This is a genomic window from Mesobacillus sp. QJM3NY_10 (assembly GCF_056173465.1).
This window is the reverse complement of the sequence record NZ_CM149675.1, coordinates 4,192,656-4,207,835: the sequence shown is the minus strand read 5'-3', so window position 1 is coordinate 4,207,835 and position 15,180 is coordinate 4,192,656. Positions and strand designations below refer to the sequence as shown.

16 protein-coding genes are annotated in these 15,180 nt (G+C 46.7%); 14 read left to right on the top strand and 2 right to left on the bottom strand.

The features are described from left to right. Positions 1 to 150 precede the first annotated feature (150 nt). The 5 genes from hprK to AC0VX7_RS21265 all read left to right on the top strand — a co-directional run bounded on the left by hprK (position 151) and on the right by AC0VX7_RS21265 (position 4,220). Positions 151 to 1,086, top strand: coding sequence for an HPr(Ser) kinase/phosphatase (gene hprK / locus AC0VX7_RS21285; RefSeq protein ID WP_041967444.1), 936 nt, complete (start codon positions 151 to 153; stop codon positions 1,084 to 1,086). Positions 1,087 to 1,215: 129 nt separating this feature from the next. Then, on the top strand, positions 1,216 to 2,028 hold the full coding sequence (gene lgt, locus AC0VX7_RS21280; protein ID WP_475425791.1) for a prolipoprotein diacylglyceryl transferase: 813 nt from the start codon (positions 1,216 to 1,218) through the stop codon (positions 2,026 to 2,028). 72 nt (positions 2,029 to 2,100) lie between these two features. Next, positions 2,101 to 3,045 carry a nucleoside recognition domain-containing protein gene (locus AC0VX7_RS21275; protein WP_475425790.1) on the top strand — a complete coding sequence of 315 codons (945 nt, stop codon included), beginning with the start codon at positions 2,101 to 2,103 and terminating at the stop codon, positions 3,043 to 3,045. After that, entirely contained in the window at positions 3,035 to 3,679 is a 645-nt protein-coding gene (gene ppaX / locus AC0VX7_RS21270; RefSeq protein WP_475425789.1) for a pyrophosphatase PpaX, read from the top strand. The genes AC0VX7_RS21275 and ppaX overlap by 11 nt, the downstream gene beginning before the upstream one ends. A gap of 1 nt (position 3,680) precedes the next feature. Continuing rightward, entirely contained in the window at positions 3,681 to 4,220 is a 540-nt protein-coding gene (locus AC0VX7_RS21265) for an acyltransferase (protein WP_475425788.1), read from the top strand. Positions 4,221 to 4,485: 265 nt separating this feature from the next. Here the strand turns inward: AC0VX7_RS21265 and AC0VX7_RS21260 are convergent, their stop codons facing one another. Further along, positions 4,486 to 5,037: an HAD hydrolase-like protein gene (locus AC0VX7_RS21260; protein WP_475425787.1), complete on the bottom strand. Its 552-nt coding sequence runs from the start codon at positions 5,035 to 5,037 to the stop codon at positions 4,486 to 4,488. 263 nt (positions 5,038 to 5,300) lie between these two features. Between AC0VX7_RS21260 and AC0VX7_RS21255 the strand changes: the two genes are divergently transcribed. From AC0VX7_RS21255 to hisIE, 8 genes are all read left to right on the top strand, one after another. Next, a complete protein-coding gene (locus AC0VX7_RS21255; protein WP_475425786.1) occupies positions 5,301 to 6,476 on the top strand; it encodes an ATP phosphoribosyltransferase regulatory subunit in 1,176 nt (391 codons plus the stop codon). After that, positions 6,473 to 7,096, top strand: coding sequence for an ATP phosphoribosyltransferase (hisG, locus tag AC0VX7_RS21250; RefSeq protein WP_215036124.1), 624 nt, complete (start codon positions 6,473 to 6,475; stop codon positions 7,094 to 7,096). Before AC0VX7_RS21255 ends, hisG begins: the two co-directional genes overlap by 4 nt. 29 nt (positions 7,097 to 7,125) lie before the next feature. Continuing rightward, on the top strand, positions 7,126 to 8,394 hold the full coding sequence (gene hisD, locus AC0VX7_RS21245) for a histidinol dehydrogenase (protein WP_475425785.1): 1,269 nt from the start codon (positions 7,126 to 7,128) through the stop codon (positions 8,392 to 8,394). Positions 8,395 to 8,418: 24 nt separating this feature from the next. Continuing rightward, positions 8,419 to 9,006, top strand: a complete 588-nt coding sequence (gene hisB / locus AC0VX7_RS21240; protein WP_475425784.1) for an imidazoleglycerol-phosphate dehydratase HisB — start codon at positions 8,419 to 8,421, stop codon at positions 9,004 to 9,006. A gap of 153 nt (positions 9,007 to 9,159) precedes the next feature. Continuing rightward, positions 9,160 to 9,801 (top strand): imidazole glycerol phosphate synthase subunit HisH, encoded by a 642-nt coding sequence (gene hisH, locus AC0VX7_RS21235; RefSeq protein WP_475425783.1) that lies wholly within the window; start codon positions 9,160 to 9,162, stop codon positions 9,799 to 9,801. After that, positions 9,798 to 10,529 carry a 1-(5-phosphoribosyl)-5-[(5-phosphoribosylamino)methylideneamino]imidazole-4-carboxamide isomerase gene (gene hisA / locus AC0VX7_RS21230; protein WP_475425782.1) on the top strand — a complete coding sequence of 244 codons (732 nt, stop codon included), beginning with the start codon at positions 9,798 to 9,800 and terminating at the stop codon, positions 10,527 to 10,529. The genes hisH and hisA overlap by 4 nt, the downstream gene beginning before the upstream one ends. Beyond that, positions 10,529 to 11,287, top strand: a complete 759-nt coding sequence (gene hisF / locus AC0VX7_RS21225; protein WP_475425781.1) for an imidazole glycerol phosphate synthase subunit HisF — start codon at positions 10,529 to 10,531, stop codon at positions 11,285 to 11,287. The genes hisA and hisF overlap by 1 nt, the downstream gene beginning before the upstream one ends. Further along, on the top strand, positions 11,284 to 11,928 hold the full coding sequence (hisIE, locus tag AC0VX7_RS21220) for a bifunctional phosphoribosyl-AMP cyclohydrolase/phosphoribosyl-ATP diphosphatase HisIE (RefSeq protein ID WP_475425780.1): 645 nt from the start codon (positions 11,284 to 11,286) through the stop codon (positions 11,926 to 11,928). Before hisF ends, hisIE begins: the two co-directional genes overlap by 4 nt. 220 nt (positions 11,929 to 12,148) lie before the next feature. Here the strand turns inward: hisIE and AC0VX7_RS21215 are convergent, their stop codons facing one another. Beyond that, on the bottom strand, positions 12,149 to 13,120 hold the full coding sequence (locus tag AC0VX7_RS21215) for a nuclease-related domain-containing protein (RefSeq protein WP_475425779.1): 972 nt from the start codon (positions 13,118 to 13,120) through the stop codon (positions 12,149 to 12,151). 393 nt (positions 13,121 to 13,513) lie between these two features. On the opposite strand from AC0VX7_RS21215, the gene AC0VX7_RS21210 reads away from it, so the two are divergent. Then, positions 13,514 to 15,022, top strand: coding sequence for a tetratricopeptide repeat protein (locus AC0VX7_RS21210; RefSeq protein ID WP_475425778.1), 1,509 nt, complete (start codon positions 13,514 to 13,516; stop codon positions 15,020 to 15,022). Positions 15,023 to 15,180 lie beyond the last annotated feature (158 nt).

Here is a 15,180-nt window from a genome sequence, read left to right as displayed (position 1 = left end):
CAGGAAGAGTGGATAATACCAATTTAGATGATCTCAGGAAACTCAGCTTGTTTTTTGTCTCCTTATATTTGGTTCTTCTTAAAAAAGTGCTAAAATAAAAGGTATTGTTATCATGTGGGAAATTAACGTTCTAATAAAGGAGGAACTTCATTGCCAAAAGTCCGTACTAAAGACATCATCAAGAAATTTGACATGGAATTGATCAGTGGAGAGGAAGGAATCAATCGTCCGATCACCACGACTGACATTTCAAGACCAGGACTAGAAATCGCTGGTTATTTTGAATATTATCCTGCAGAGCGATTGCAGCTTCTTGGAAAAACAGAGCTTACCTTCTTTGAAAAATTGAACCCTCGCGACAGGGCAGAGCGGATGGAAAAGCTTTGTACAGATATTACGCCAGGAATCATTGTCACAAGAGACATGGAGGTTCCTGTTGAACTGGTCGAGGCAGCCGAAAGGGAATCAGTACCTCTCTTGCGTTCGAAGCAAAAAACAACTCGGCTCTCGAGTCATCTGACTAACTATCTAGAAAGCAAACTGGCACCGACGACTGCAGTCCATGGAGTACTTGTTGATCTGTATGGGATCGGCGTCCTAATCACGGGAAAAAGCGGTGTCGGTAAAAGTGAAACCGCGCTTGAATTGGTAAAGAGGGGACACCGTCTAGTAGCAGATGACTGTGTTGAAATCCGCCAGGAGGATATCGGGACTCTGGTCGGGAACTCACCTGATCTAATTGAGCACCTTCTGGAGATCCGCGGCGTAGGCATCATCAATGTGATGACGCTGTTTGGTGCTGGTGCCGTACGTTCACATAAACGAATTTCCCTGATCATTGACCTAGAGATTTGGGATCAGAAAAAATCTTACGACAGACTGGGCTTAGATGAAGAGAAGATGAAGATTCTCGACACCGATATCACCAAGCTGACAATTCCCGTCCGTCCAGGCCGAAACCTCGCTGTCATTATCGAGGTAGCAGCAATGAACTTCAGGCTGAAGCGCATGGGCGTCAATGCAGCCGAACAATTCACCAACAGGCTGTCCGACGTCATCGAAGACGGTGACCATGACGAACATTAAGTAGTAAAGTACTTTATAAATAACTGCGGCACTCGCAGTTTCACGAAAAATATTCTTAATCAAACGTTTGATTAAGAACAGCCAAAGTGCTGGTACGATTGATTTTTATATAGAAAAAGGGGAAATGACATGGAAAAGAATATTCAGCCAATCGACCCGATTGCTTTTTCGCTTGGGCCGATCGAGGTGCACTGGTATGGCGTTATCATTGGACTTGGAATTGCGCTCGCATTATGGATTGCCATGCGTGAAGGAGAACGCCGCGGTCTGCCAAAGGATATCTTTGCGGATCTGATGCTCTGGGCGATTCCAATCGCAATACTATCTGCAAGGCTTTACTATGTAATCTTCCAATGGGAGTATTACGCACAGTATCCAGGCGAGATTTTCAAAGTTTGGAATGGGGGCATCGCGATTCACGGTGCATTGATCGGTGCTGTTGCCACCACTTATTTCTTTACGAAGTCCAGGAATGTTTCTTTCTGGAAGCTGGCCGATATCGCAGCTCCTAGCATCATCCTAGGACAGGCAATCGGACGCTGGGGCAACTTCATGAACCAGGAAGCGCATGGCGGAGAAGTAACAAGGGCGTTCTTGGAAAACCTGCACCTGCCAGAGTTCATCATCAACCAGATGTATATTAATGGAACATATTATCATCCAACGTTCTTATATGAATCGATCTGGAATTTGCTAGGTTTCATCCTGCTCATGTCATTGCGCAGAGTCAACCTTGGACGCGGGGAGATTTTCCTCAGCTATGTCATCTGGTACTCAATCGGCCGCTTCTTTGTTGAAGGAATGCGGACTGACAGCTTGATGCTGACGGAATCATTGCGAATTGCCCAGACAATCTCAATCGCGTTGATTGTTTTTGCAATCGGCTTATGGATTTTCAGAAGAGTCAAAGGTTATTCGAAAGTGCTATACTTAGAGAACTAGAATTTCGGATTACTAAAAAAGAAGCCCTATAAATAAAATGAACTAAGGCTAAAAAATGGGAGAGATGCTTCGATGGGTTCTACATTGAAAAGAGGGTTGATGGTTGGCTTGAATACGACTTGGGCGCTCGGGAAAGTCATTTTCCCTGTCACCCTGATTGTTTCAATCCTTCAATATACACCTGTCCTGCCGTGGATAATCAAATTGATTACGCCGTTGATGTCGTTGCTCGGTTTGTCTGGTGATGCGGCGATTCCGCTTGTCATCGGGAACTTCCTTAATTTATACGCGGCCATCGGAGCAATCCTGACGCTTGATTTGACGGTAAAAGAAGTCTTCATCATTGCGGTGATGCTGAGCTTTTCACATAATATGCTTGTTGAATCGAGTGTAGCTCTCAAGGTGGGCGTCAAGCTGTGGGTTATCGTCCTCGTCCGCCTCGGGCTTGCGTTCATATCTGCGGTGGTAATCAATCTTGTTTGGAACGGCGGTTCTGAAATCGCACAATATGGTATGGTCCCTTCTAAAAGTGAAGAGGTCTCTGGATGGGGAGCGATTTTGCTTGAAGGCATCACTAAGGCAGGAGTCGGTATATTCCAGCTGGCGATCATCGTCATCCCGCTGATGGTCGTCGTGCAAATCATGAAGGATAAGCAATGGCTTGCCGTTTTTTCAAGATGGATGGCGCCGGTTACAAGAGCGCTTGGCATGAAGGAGAACACCTCGACGACAATGGCAGCCGGCCTGCTGATCGGGCTTGCGTACGGCGCAGGCGTGATGATCCAGGCAGTCAAGGAGGATGGAGTAAGCAAAAAGGATGTCACGCTTGCATTCATTTTCCTTGTTGCCTGCCACGCAGTCATTGAAGATACATTGATTTTCATTCCGCTTGGCATTCCAGTCCTGCCGCTGTTATTGATCCGCCTTGGTGTGGCGATATTATTGACGATAACAGTTGCGATGATCTGGAACCGCGCGGACATTGCAAAAAGAAAGGAAGCAGTATATGAGCAATAAAATAGATACGGTCCTGTTCGATCTTGACGGGACTCTGATTGATACAAACGAACTGATTATTTCATCTTTTCTCCATACAATGGAAACCTATTATCCCGGCCAATACAAACGGGAGGATGTCCTTCCGTTTTTGGGGCCGTCTCTTCAGGATACGTTCCAGCCAATGAATCCTGAAGGCTACGAAGAAATGATCACCACTTACCGGACTTATAACCTGGCTAATCACGACCTATTGGTAAAAGGATTCGAGGGAGTGTATGAAACGGTCCGAACGTTGAAGGAGAGCGGTTTCCATTTAGGAATCGTTACGACGAAGCGTTCGGATGTAGTCCAGATGGGCTTGAAGCTTACCGGATTGGACGAGTTTTTCGAGGTTGTCGTCGCGCTTGACCACGTCAAAAAAGCGAAGCCGGATCCTGAGCCACTTTTAAAAGCATTGGACATGCTTGGTTCCACTCCTGAACGTGCCATCATGGTCGGCGATAACCACCACGATATCCTCGGCGGTAAAAATGCCGGCACGAAGACAGTAGGCGTTGCCTGGTCCATTAAGGGAAGAGAGCATCTTGAGCAGTACAATCCAGATTACATGTTAGAGAACATGGCTGATCTCCTGCCAATCTTGGGAGTATAGCATGAGAAGGACGACTCGTTATCGAGTAGAAGGAGCAAACTCGCTCTGGCACGTGTATAAAACCGTCCCGTTCTGGAAGGTCGTTAAAAATTTCGTCGTCATCCAGGTGGCGCGCTACACGCCATTTCTCGGCATGAAAAACTGGCTTTACCGCAAATTTTTGCAAATGAACGTCGGCGACCAGACATCTTTTGCGTTAATGGTCATGCTCGACGTCATGTTCCCGGAAAAAATCTCCGTTGGCCGCAATACGGTCATTGGCTATAACACAACCATCCTGGCGCATGAATACTTGATCAAGGAATACCGCCTCGGCGACGTCGAGATCGGCAGCGAAGTCATGATCGGGGCCAACTCCACGATCATGCCAGGCATCAGGATCGGTGACGGCGCCATCGTCTCCGCCGGAACACTCGTCCACAAAGACGTCCCAGCAGGGGCCTTTGTCGGCGGCAACCCAATGCGGGTCATCTATACGAAGGAAGAACTGGCACAACGCTGGGCTGATGATGAGATTTACGGAAAAGCACCAACAAAGTAAAAGCGAAGCGGATTTCACTCCGTTTCGCTTTTTTTGTTTTGGGAATTATCTGGATGTGGTCGAATTATTGCGTAATGTGGTCGAAATATCTCCAAAAGTGGTCGATAAAATCAAAAATCCGCCAATATAATTCAAAATGTGGTCGAAATAATTTGTTTTTCGCCAATAAAAATATTTTTCATCTAAAACAGGCTGCTGGCAACACTCAATTTGGCAGGGAATTCACCCTTTATCGCTTCTGATGTTCCAGATTGCCATTTTGCCTCTACTTATAAGGAAATTCTGAATAACAATAGATGGTTTCGTCTGCAAACTCGTTTGCTTCACGGAAGGAGCATGTCTTAATACCAATCTTCCTGGCGGGAATCAGGTCTGTGCTTTGGTCGCCGACAGCTAGATCCAAACCATATCGATCATGCAGGTACTGGTACGCATGGATATCCGGCTTTAACGAATAGCCATCATCGGCAGGGCAAATCACTTCCTCGAAAAATTGGCCGAGCTCCCAGTGTTCCAGCAGCTCTTCTGTTGAGCGCCGATTGCGATGGGTCACGAGTACATTTGCGTCCGAGGCAGACAATACATCTTTTACAAACGGGAAAAGCGGTTTCCGATCATTTGGCAAAGTGCGTTCAATTTCGCGGAATTCAGTTACCATATTTTTATCGACTCTGTAAAAATCATATGCGGTACCATATTTCAGATGGGGAAGGACTTCTTCATACGGCAGGTCTTTTTTCGCAACGACCGTGAACGCCTCCACCAATGTCGGCCATGTATCAAGTATTGTCCCGTCGAGATCCCAGAGGATTTTCATTGCACCCAGCCTCCTTATATATTGGGAAACGTTTAACACCAACTCTTGTCGCCGCTTCCACTTTTCTGATTGCCACCATTCTACCAGCCTTATTTTAAAAAGCAAACATGAACAGCTAATGGTTGACGGATAATAAAAGGAACGATAAAATACATATAACTTCATCTTGTTACCATATTAGCGAACTAAAGTATTTAGATAATTAAGACATAGCATGTTAGGGTAAAGAGATAATTACACCAGCAACGAAGAGGGTGAAAGCAATGAGCAGATTATTCATGTTTGAAAAGCCGCTTGGCATGCGGGACACACTTCCGGAATTATATGAAGCAAAGGAAAAAGTCCGCAGCTCAATTGAAAGAGAAATGAAGCAATGGGGTTTCCAATTCATTGAGACACCTGCGCTCGAATATTACGAAACAGTCGGGACTGCATCAGCCATCCTTGATCAGCAGCTGTTCAAGCTGCTGGATCAGCAGGGGCATACGCTTGTATTGCGTCCCGATATGACCGCGCCGATTGCCAGGGTTGCAGCTTCGAAATTATTCAAGGACCAGGTTCCATTAAGATTGGCCTATTCTGCAAATGTTTACCGTGCCCAGCAGCGTGAAGGTGGCAGGCCGGCGGAATTTGAGCAGATTGGTGTCGAGTGTATTGGCGACGAGTCCGTCAGTGCTGATGGCGAAATGATTTCGCTGGCGATTTCCTCGCTGAAAAAAGCTGGGCTGGAACAGTTTCAGCTTTCAGTTGGGCATGTTGGCTTCGTCAATGAATTGTTCGTCCAAATTCTTGGCACTGAGGAACGAGCCAGGGAACTGACGAAATTTTTATATGAGAAAAATTATGTTGGATATCGTGAGCATGTCAAATCACTGCCGCTATCATCAATCGATTCTCAAAGACTTCTGGCTTTCCTGGAACTGCGCGGCGGTCCGGAAGTGATTGGCAAGGCATCCGAATTGGTCGAGAACGGAAAAGGCAGAGCGGCACTTGATGAATTGAAGCTGCTCTGGGAGATCATCGAAGACTTTGGTGAAAGCGACCGAATCAAATTTGACTTAACAATTGTCAGCCACATGAGCTATTATACAGGCATTTTATTTGAGGTTTACGCAGGAATGGTCGGCTTCCCAATCGGCAATGGGGGCCGCTATGACAGATTGCTCGAGAAATTCGGAAAATCGACAGGGGCAACAGGATTTGCGATCAGGCTCGACCGACTGCTTGAAAGTATTGGCAACCTAGGTGAACCCGAGCCGGTCACTTGCATTCTTTTCAGCCCTGAACGTAGAAAAGAGGCTTACCAGCTTGCAGTACAGCGCAGGGACGATGGGGAACGGGTAATCCTCCAGGACATCAGCTCCGTACGCAATCTTGATGCTTGCTCCGATACGTTTGCTAATGTCGTTTACCTTGTTGGGAAGGAGGGAGTGCAGTGAATGAACAACTGACCATCGCTATGCCAAAGGGCAGGATTTTTACCGAAGCAGTTGATCTGTTGCGCAACGCTGGCTTTGATTTGCCTCCTGAATTTGATGATTCCCGCAAGTTGATTATCGACGTAGAAGAAGAGAATTTCCGATTCATCTTAGCGAAGCCGATGGATGTGGCTACATATGTTGAACATGGTGTCGCGGATCTCGGGATTGCCGGAAAGGACGTGCTTCTTGAGGAAGAACGTGATGTGTATGAGCTGCTGGATTTAAAAATCAGCGGCTGCTATCTTGCCGTCGCCGGACTTCCGGATACAAAAATGAATGATGTCGCCCCGAAAATCGCGACGAAGTACCCGAATATCGCTGCTGCCTATTTTCGTGAACAGGGCGAGCAAGTCGAAATTATTAAATTGAACGGATCAATCGAGCTTGCGCCATTAATCGGGCTAGCCGACAGGATTGTTGACATCGTTTCAACCGGAAGAACTTTGAAGGAAAATGGTCTTGTTGAGTACGAAACGATTACAAACGTGACTTCTAGGCTGATTGTTAATCCAGTCAGCTACCGAATCAAGGATGAGCGGATTAGTGAGCTGGTTAAAAGACTGAACGAAGTGATATAGATTGTGAATCTGAAAGGATATGATTCCCGATGGATATTTTACAGATAGATGGAAGCTTGTCATTAAAAAGGACCGTTGATGGCGGAACGGAAGAGCAGCGCAAAGCCGTACAGAACATTATCGCGGAAGTACGGGCTTCTGGCGATCAGGCGCTCAGGACCTTTACCGAAAAATTTGATTCTGTTGTGCTAGATGAATTTCTTGTGACAGAATATGAAATTTCTGAAGCCTATAAAAATGTCAGCAGTCAGCTGGTGGAGATCATTACTGAGGCAGCTGCCAATATACGTAACTACCATGAAAAACAGCTTCGGCCTTCATGGATGACGACTGAGGAAAATGGCACGATGCTGGGCCAGAAGGTGACACCGCTCGATTCTGTTGGTGTCTATGTGCCGGGTGGAACGGCAGCATATCCGTCCTCGGTATTAATGAATGTCATTCCGGCAAAAACCGCGGGTGTCGAACGGATCGTGATGGTATCCCCGCCAGGCCGGGACGGGAAGCTTCCGGCAGGCGTGCTCGTTGCCGCCGACATCGCCGGGGTAAAAGAGATCTATAAAATCGGCGGAGCCCAGGGAATTGCAGCGCTGGCATATGGAACTGAAACAATCAAGCCAGTCGATAAAATCACTGGACCGGGAAACATTTATGTCGCTCTCGCCAAGCGCGAAGTTTTCGGGGATGTCGCGATTGATATGATCGCTGGGCCAAGCGAGATTGGCATCCTTGCAGACGAAACGGCACGCGCTAATGAAATTGCCGCCGACCTGCTTTCGCAGGCCGAGCATGACCCGCGGGCATGTGCGGTTTTAGTGACAACATCCCAAACACTTGCAGCTGACGTTCAAAATGAAGTCTATAAGCAGCTTTCACAATTGCCGAGAAAAGAAATCGCCACGCAGGCAATCGAAAATTTCGGGGCGATTTATGTGGCGGCTGATATGGATGAGGCCGTTGCCGCCATCAACCAGCTTGCACCGGAACATCTTGAAGTCGTCACAGAGAATCCGATGGAGCTACTCGGTAAGATAAAGCACGCCGGCGCGATTTTCCTGGGGAGATACAGTTCCGAGCCTGTAGGTGACTACTTCGCCGGACCGAACCATGTCCTGCCGACAAACGGGACAGCGCGCTTTTCAAGCCCGTTGAGCGTCGAGGATTTCCAAAAGAAATCCAGCATCATCCTTTACAGTGAAAAAGCGATGAACGATAACGGAGCAAAAATCGCCGAGTTCGCAAGGCTTGAAGGGTTGGAAGCCCACGCCCGGGCCGTAGAAGCAAGACTGAGATCGTGATTAAAGCATATGGAGGGAAAGCTCATGGAACGCACCGCAACGGTAAAAAGGTATACAAATGAAACAAAAATAGATTTGGATTTTAGCATCGATGGCGAAGGAAAAACAGAACTGGAAACTGGAGTGCCTTTTCTTTCCCATATGCTCGATTTATTCGCGAAGCATGGCCAGTTCGATTTGAAGGTGGATGCTAAGGGAGATGTTGAGGTGGATGGCCACCATACAACTGAAGATATTGGCATCTGCATTGGACAGGCGCTTCGCGAAGCACTTGGCGATAAAAAAGGAATCAAACGCTATGGAAACGCATTTGTCCCAATGGATGAAGCCCTGGCGCAGGTCGTCGTTGATCTTAGCAACCGCCCGCACCTCGAAATGCGCGCGGAATTCCCTGCCCAGCAGGTTGGCACTTTCGATGTCGAGCTAGTCCACGAATTCCTATGGAAGCTTGCGCTTGAAGCAAGAATGAACCTGCATGTCATCGTCCACTACGGAAAAAATACTCATCACATGATTGAAGCAGTATTCAAAGCTCTTGGCCGCGCGCTTGATGAAGCAACGACCATCGACCCGCGGGTAAAAGGCGTTCCTTCAACGAAAGGGATGTTGTAAGGGGGCGGTAAACGTAGTACTAAAGGGGTGTTGTAAGGGAATCTCTAAGGGTATTATAAGAGACACGATTATTCAATTTGAAGAAGTATGAAGCTCTTATGCTCCTGGTAGGGAAAGAAAGCCAGCACTCTGTAAAAGGAAGGAAGTTAACTCATGATAGGCATCGTCGATTACGGCATGGGCAATCTGTTCAGCGTAAGTAAAGCGCTCGAACGGCTTGATGCGCCATACTTTATCTCACAATATAAGGGCAATTTGATGGATGCAGATGCACTGCTCGTCCCCGGCGTCGGTTCATTCCGTGATGCGATGGAAATATTGGACCGCACAGGATTGACTGAGCTGATCCACGCTTTTGCCGCTACCGGCAAGCCTGTGCTCGGAATCTGCCTGGGCATGCAGCTGCTGTTTGAAGAAAGCACGGAAAATGGCCAGACGAAGGGTTTGAACCTGCTGCCTGGAAAAGTGGAGCGTTTTACCGGCCAGACGGCAGAAGGGGAAAACTATAAGGTACCGCATATGGGCTGGAACAAGCTTCGTTTTACCGGAGAGTCTCCTTTACTCACATCACTAGAAGAAGATTATGTGTACTTTGTCCATTCCTATTATGTAAAAACGAATGAGCCGGAAGTTCTGGTAGCAGTCGGTGATTATTATGATGTAGAAGTACCGGCCATCGTAGGCCGGAACAATATCTATGGGATGCAGTTCCATCCGGAAAAAAGCAGTGATATCGGAATGGCCTTGCTCCGCAATTTTGCTAACCTTGCAACAGAAAGGAAGACAGAAGAATGAAATTCACAATCTACCCGGCAATCGACATGCGCGGCGGAAAATGCGTAAGGCTGCTGCAAGGCGATTATGACAAGGAAACTGTATATGGAGATTCTCCTTTTGAAATGGCGAAGAAATTCGCTGATGAAGGTGCAGAGTGGATTCACATGGTCGACCTCGATGGCGCACGGGATGGCAGGCGGGTCAACGACAAATTTGTCATCCAGGCTGCCCAGGAGCTTGGTGTAAACATCCAGATCGGCGGCGGCATCCGAAGTGAAGAGGATATCAATCACTATCTTGAAAACGGAGTTACCCGTGTCATCATCGGGAGCATTGCCGTTTCCAAGCCAGAGTTCGCCGAGGAAATGGTCAGGAAATACGGCGGGAAAATCGCAATCGGGCTTGATGCGAAAAACGGATTTGTGGCGACACATGGCTGGATAAACACTTCCGAAGTGAGTGCTGTCGAGCTTGGGAAAAGATTCGCTGATGCCGGAGCGGAGACTTTCATTTTTACCGACATCGCAACAGACGGCACTCTTGCAGGGCCGAACGTGGAGGCAACCCGCCAGCTTGCATTGGAAACGGGCAAAAGTGTCATCGCTTCCGGCGGTGTCAGCTCGCTTGATGATTTAGCCGCTCTTCGACAGTTGAGTGATGATGGGGTCAGCGGTGCGATTGTTGGCAAGGCCATTTATGAAGGCCGTTTTTCGGTAAATTCTGCGTTGGAAGCGGGTGGTGCCTGATGCTAAGTAAACGGATCATTCCCTGTCTTGATGTAAAAGAAGGCCGCGTCGTAAAAGGAGTGCAATTTGTGCAGCTTCGCGATGCCGGCGATCCTGTCGAACTAGCGCGCTTTTATGATGAGCAAGGAGCCGATGAGCTCGTATTCCTTGATATATCAGCTTCCGTTGAAGGAAGGAAGACGATGGTGGAGGTAGTCAGGGAAGTAGCATCAGAGCTGGCAATCCCGTTCACAGTCGGAGGAGGCATCAACACACTTGAGGATATGAAGAGGATGCTCCGTTCAGGTGCTGATAAAGTTTCCTTGAATACTGCGGCTGTCAACAATCCGAAATTAATCTCAGAAGGATCCGATTTCTTTGGTGCCCAGTGCATCGTCGTCGCCATCGATGCAAAATACGACCCAGAACTCGGATCATGGCGGGTTTATACCCATGGCGGCCGGACGCCGACCGACTGGGAAGTCATTGAATGGGCAAGGGAGGCTGTCCGCCTCGGAGCAGGGGAAATCCTGCTGACAAGCATGGACAGTGACGGCGAAAAGAAAGGCTTCGACTTAGCCTTGACCCGTGCAGTGAGTGAAGCGGTCACAGTCCCGGTCATTGCCTCGGGCGGTGCCGGAAACGCGGACCATTTCGCCGACGCTTTTAACGAAGGAAAAGCAGATGCTGCACTGGCTGCATCGATTTTCCACTACCGAGAAACCTCTGTTAAAGAAGTGAAATCCCATCTCCGTGAAAAAGGAGTGACCGTAAGATGAAAATAGAAGAATTGAAGTTTGATGAAAACGGCCTGATTACTGCAGTCGTCCAGGATGCAGCAACACGTGAGGTCCTGACTGTTGCATATATGAATGAAGAATCCCTAGGCAAGTCACTTGAAACACGAGAAACCTGGTTTTACAGCCGTTCCCGGCAGGAACTCTGGCACAAAGGCGCAACGAGCGGCAACACCCAAAAGATCGTTGAGTTGAAATACGACTGTGACGGAGACGCTCTCGTGGTGCTCGTGGAACCAGCCGGACCGGCATGCCATACAGGCGCAGTAAGCTGTTTTTCGGAAAGTCTCTTGGAGCGTCCTGCTGATCAGCTTGCTTCACTGAGCGATTTTGCCGTTATGCTACAGCTGGAAAAAACAATCCGCAAACGAGAACAGGAAATGCCGGAAGGCGCCTACACCACCTACTTATTCGAAAAAGGCGTCGACAAGATTTTGAAAAAAGTCGGTGAAGAAGCATCGGAAGTCATTATCGCCGCCAAAAACCGCGACCCAGAAGAGTTGAAGTGGGAAGTAGCAGACCTGCTTTACCACCTAATGGTCCTGTTGCAGGAACAGAAGCTGCCGCTAAAAGAAGTATTGGCAGTGTTGGATAAAAGGAAGAAGCCCAGCGCAGAAGAGTAGTATTGCGCTGGGTTTTTTCTGCCATAAATTAATCAAGGCTGTTTTCGTAAAGATTGTTGTTAAAATCTTAAAGCCGATTTTAACGTAATATAAAGCCATTTTGCAGGTCGGTATTAAATTTGCATGCTCTTTTCTCATATAAAGAATCAACTTTTCGGAGAAAAATAGGGCATTCAATACAATTTTGTAGTCAAAAGCAACAAAGTTTGAGAAAAGAGCTTTAATCAAAGAAGCTTTTGCCCGGGAAGTAGGTGCGCCCTTTGGTTGTGCCGTCAAACGTGAGATTCATAGAAGATAGCAGGCGTTTCGCAGTAGAAGGAGATCTGACTTTCATGAATTCTCGGAATTGCTTGCTAGTAATAGAAGGGCCGTAAATAAGGAAGTAATCCCTCAATGCCTGAATATGGGCATCCGCAGTTTGATGTCCACAGCTATAACAAGTCCATTTACCCTGGCGGTAGTCCAATCCGAATGCCTCGCAGGCAGGGCACTGCACACCCTTAACCATTTTATCAAATGGCAGGTTCATTGATTTTGGTTCTGGAACCAGTGGTTCGTGCGCCTTTATTAAATGTCTGGCGATTTTCTTCATTTCATTTTTTGAAAGGAGGGATTGGGTATGTTCTTGATAGAGAGGAGGAATCTTGAAGGCGACATTCGCTGATCTGAAGACTCTATAACTAACCTCCTTGTCATTGGTTGGATTTTTAATGATGGCCTGTGAATTGCTAATAGCAACAAGGTTTTCTATTGGTGGAGGTGTAATATGATGTTTTTTAAGAAAGGCTTTTAATTGAGCTGCCTGGATTTTTGTCTGGAGAATCGGGTCGGGAAAAACTTCTTCTATATCGTTCTGTATACGAATCAGCTGATTGAATTCGGGAAGGAAAATGAGCGTTCCAGCGTAATTTTTGGAATCGATGATGAGGAGAAAATAAGGGGTAATGATGAGGGTATCGATTTGGAAATGGGTGCTATTGATCGGAATCCTTAAATCAGGCAAAATCACCATTTCGGAATGGTCAATTTGCTCTAGAAAGTAATCCAGCGTCTTTTCTCCTTTGTACCCTGCCCGTTTTCGGTAAAGTTTCTTCTCGAACTCCGCTTTTTTGAAGTCATCAGGAGGGAAACGCCTTACTATGGCTTCCAAAATCATGATTTCTTTAGGATATTCTCTTGTTTTTCCTATCAAGTTCTATCACTCCTTAAAAATTCTAACTCATATATTCGATTTCAGCACTGAAAATCCCTCTTTTAAAAGTACAGATTAATTATATTGGCGAAAAACAAATTAATTCGATCACTTTTTGGATTAATTTGGCGGATTTTTAATTTTTTCGACCACATTTAAAGATTATTCGACCACTTTTCCCGATAATTCGACCAACCGCTAAAAAACTACACTTTTTAACCAATTGGATACACTCCCCACACCACAATTTCAAATCCACACCTTCTCGAACACTCTGTCCGTATGTTATACTACATTAGTTAAAGTTGCTTCGATAAAACACTGTATGTGTATTCTTATACAAACCAAAGGTTCAAAGGATATAGTTTTACTAAAATATAAATGGAGGATCATATGGGAAAAGACTCTAAAGCGATGAAGCAAAAAGGTCAATTGCTGTCATTTGTTCCTACTGGTGAATATTACTTCACCAAAGGGGTCAAGGCTTTCCACAGGCGGGACCTAAAAAAGGCTGAAAAGTATTTCCAGCGTGCGATGCATCTTGAGCCTGGCGAGCCGATGATTGTTTGCCAACTGGCGATCGTGCAGTCGGAGCTGGGTGAATATCAGCAGTCTAACCGTCTTTTGCACTTGGTCCTCGAAGAACTTGATGAAAACATGACAGAATGCCACTATTTCTTAGCGAATAACTACGCTCATTTGGGCTTGTTCCGTGATGCGTTCAGGCATGCTAATCTTTATATGGAATTGAATGAAGATGGTGAGTTCGCCGAGGACGCGAGCGATCTGCTTGAACTTCTCACGATGGAAGCGGAAGAGATGGATGAGGATTATTATGAAGAGGATGACCTGATCGTCAAGCAGGAGGAAGCGCGCAATCACCTTGAATCCGGCGAATTCCCAAAGGCGATCGAGATTTTCCAGGAAGTCATCGAGGAGTATCCAGAATATTGGTCAGCTTACAATAACCTGGCGCTGGCGTATTTTTACCTTGGTGAGACCGTTAAGGCTCGTGACATCCTGAATGATGTTCTGCAACAGAATCCCGGCAACCTGCATGCATTGTGCAATGCCCTCGTGTTCGCGCATTATCAGGGACAGGAGAAAGAAGGCCAGGATCTTAAGGCCTCTCTTGAAAAAATCCACCCGATCCACGTGGAGCACCAGTTCAAGCTTGGCGCGACATTTGCGCTTGTCGGTGAATACGAACTTGCTTACCGCTGGCTGAAAAAGCTGCAAAAAACAGGTTTTGAAGGCGACGGTGCTTTCTATTACTGGCTGTCTCATGCTTCTTATTTTACCGGCAGAGAAAATACAGCACGGAATGCCTGGAAAAAGGTACTCGAGTTCAGTCCTGAAAAAGAGGGAATGGAGCCGTGGGCAGACAAACCAGGCGTAAAGTTCGAAGCGCAGGTTTCGGCCATCCTGAACCAGTTGAACAGCGATTATCCAGAGGAGCGACTTTTTGCGCTATTCCTCACATCTGTTTCCGCGAAAAAGAAGGAAATTCTCGCAGCGGAGACATCAACGGATAAAATGACGGAAATGGAAAAATCGTATCTTGCGTATGTAACTTCCGGCAAACTAAGCAGTAAGGAAGAGGAAGTAAAGGGCGCGCATGAAACAGCAAAGCTCCTTTATGACCACCACCAGCCGATCGGCAATAATGAAGCTGGTGTCTACATCATGTGGTTCTCAGTTTTTGAACAGGCAGTTGAGGCTGGCTATGACTTCAAAAACAAAAAAGCATGGGCCGCAGCGGTTGATTATCTCTGGGATAAGTTAAGAAATATCAAGACATCAAAAGCAGCAGTAGCTAAAAAATACGGATTGTCTGTATCTACGCTATCCAAATATATAAATTTGGCAAACGAGTTTCTTCAGGAAGAAGACAGCATCTAAAAGGGTAAACTAAGTCCGAGCAATCGAGACGAGGTTTACCCTTTTCTCGTTTTTAAAGGCAGCTGTTTTCGTAAAATTGTTGTTAAAATCCTAAAGCCGATTTTAACGTATTATAAGGCCATTTTGCAGGTCGGTATTAAGTTTGCATGCTCTTTTCT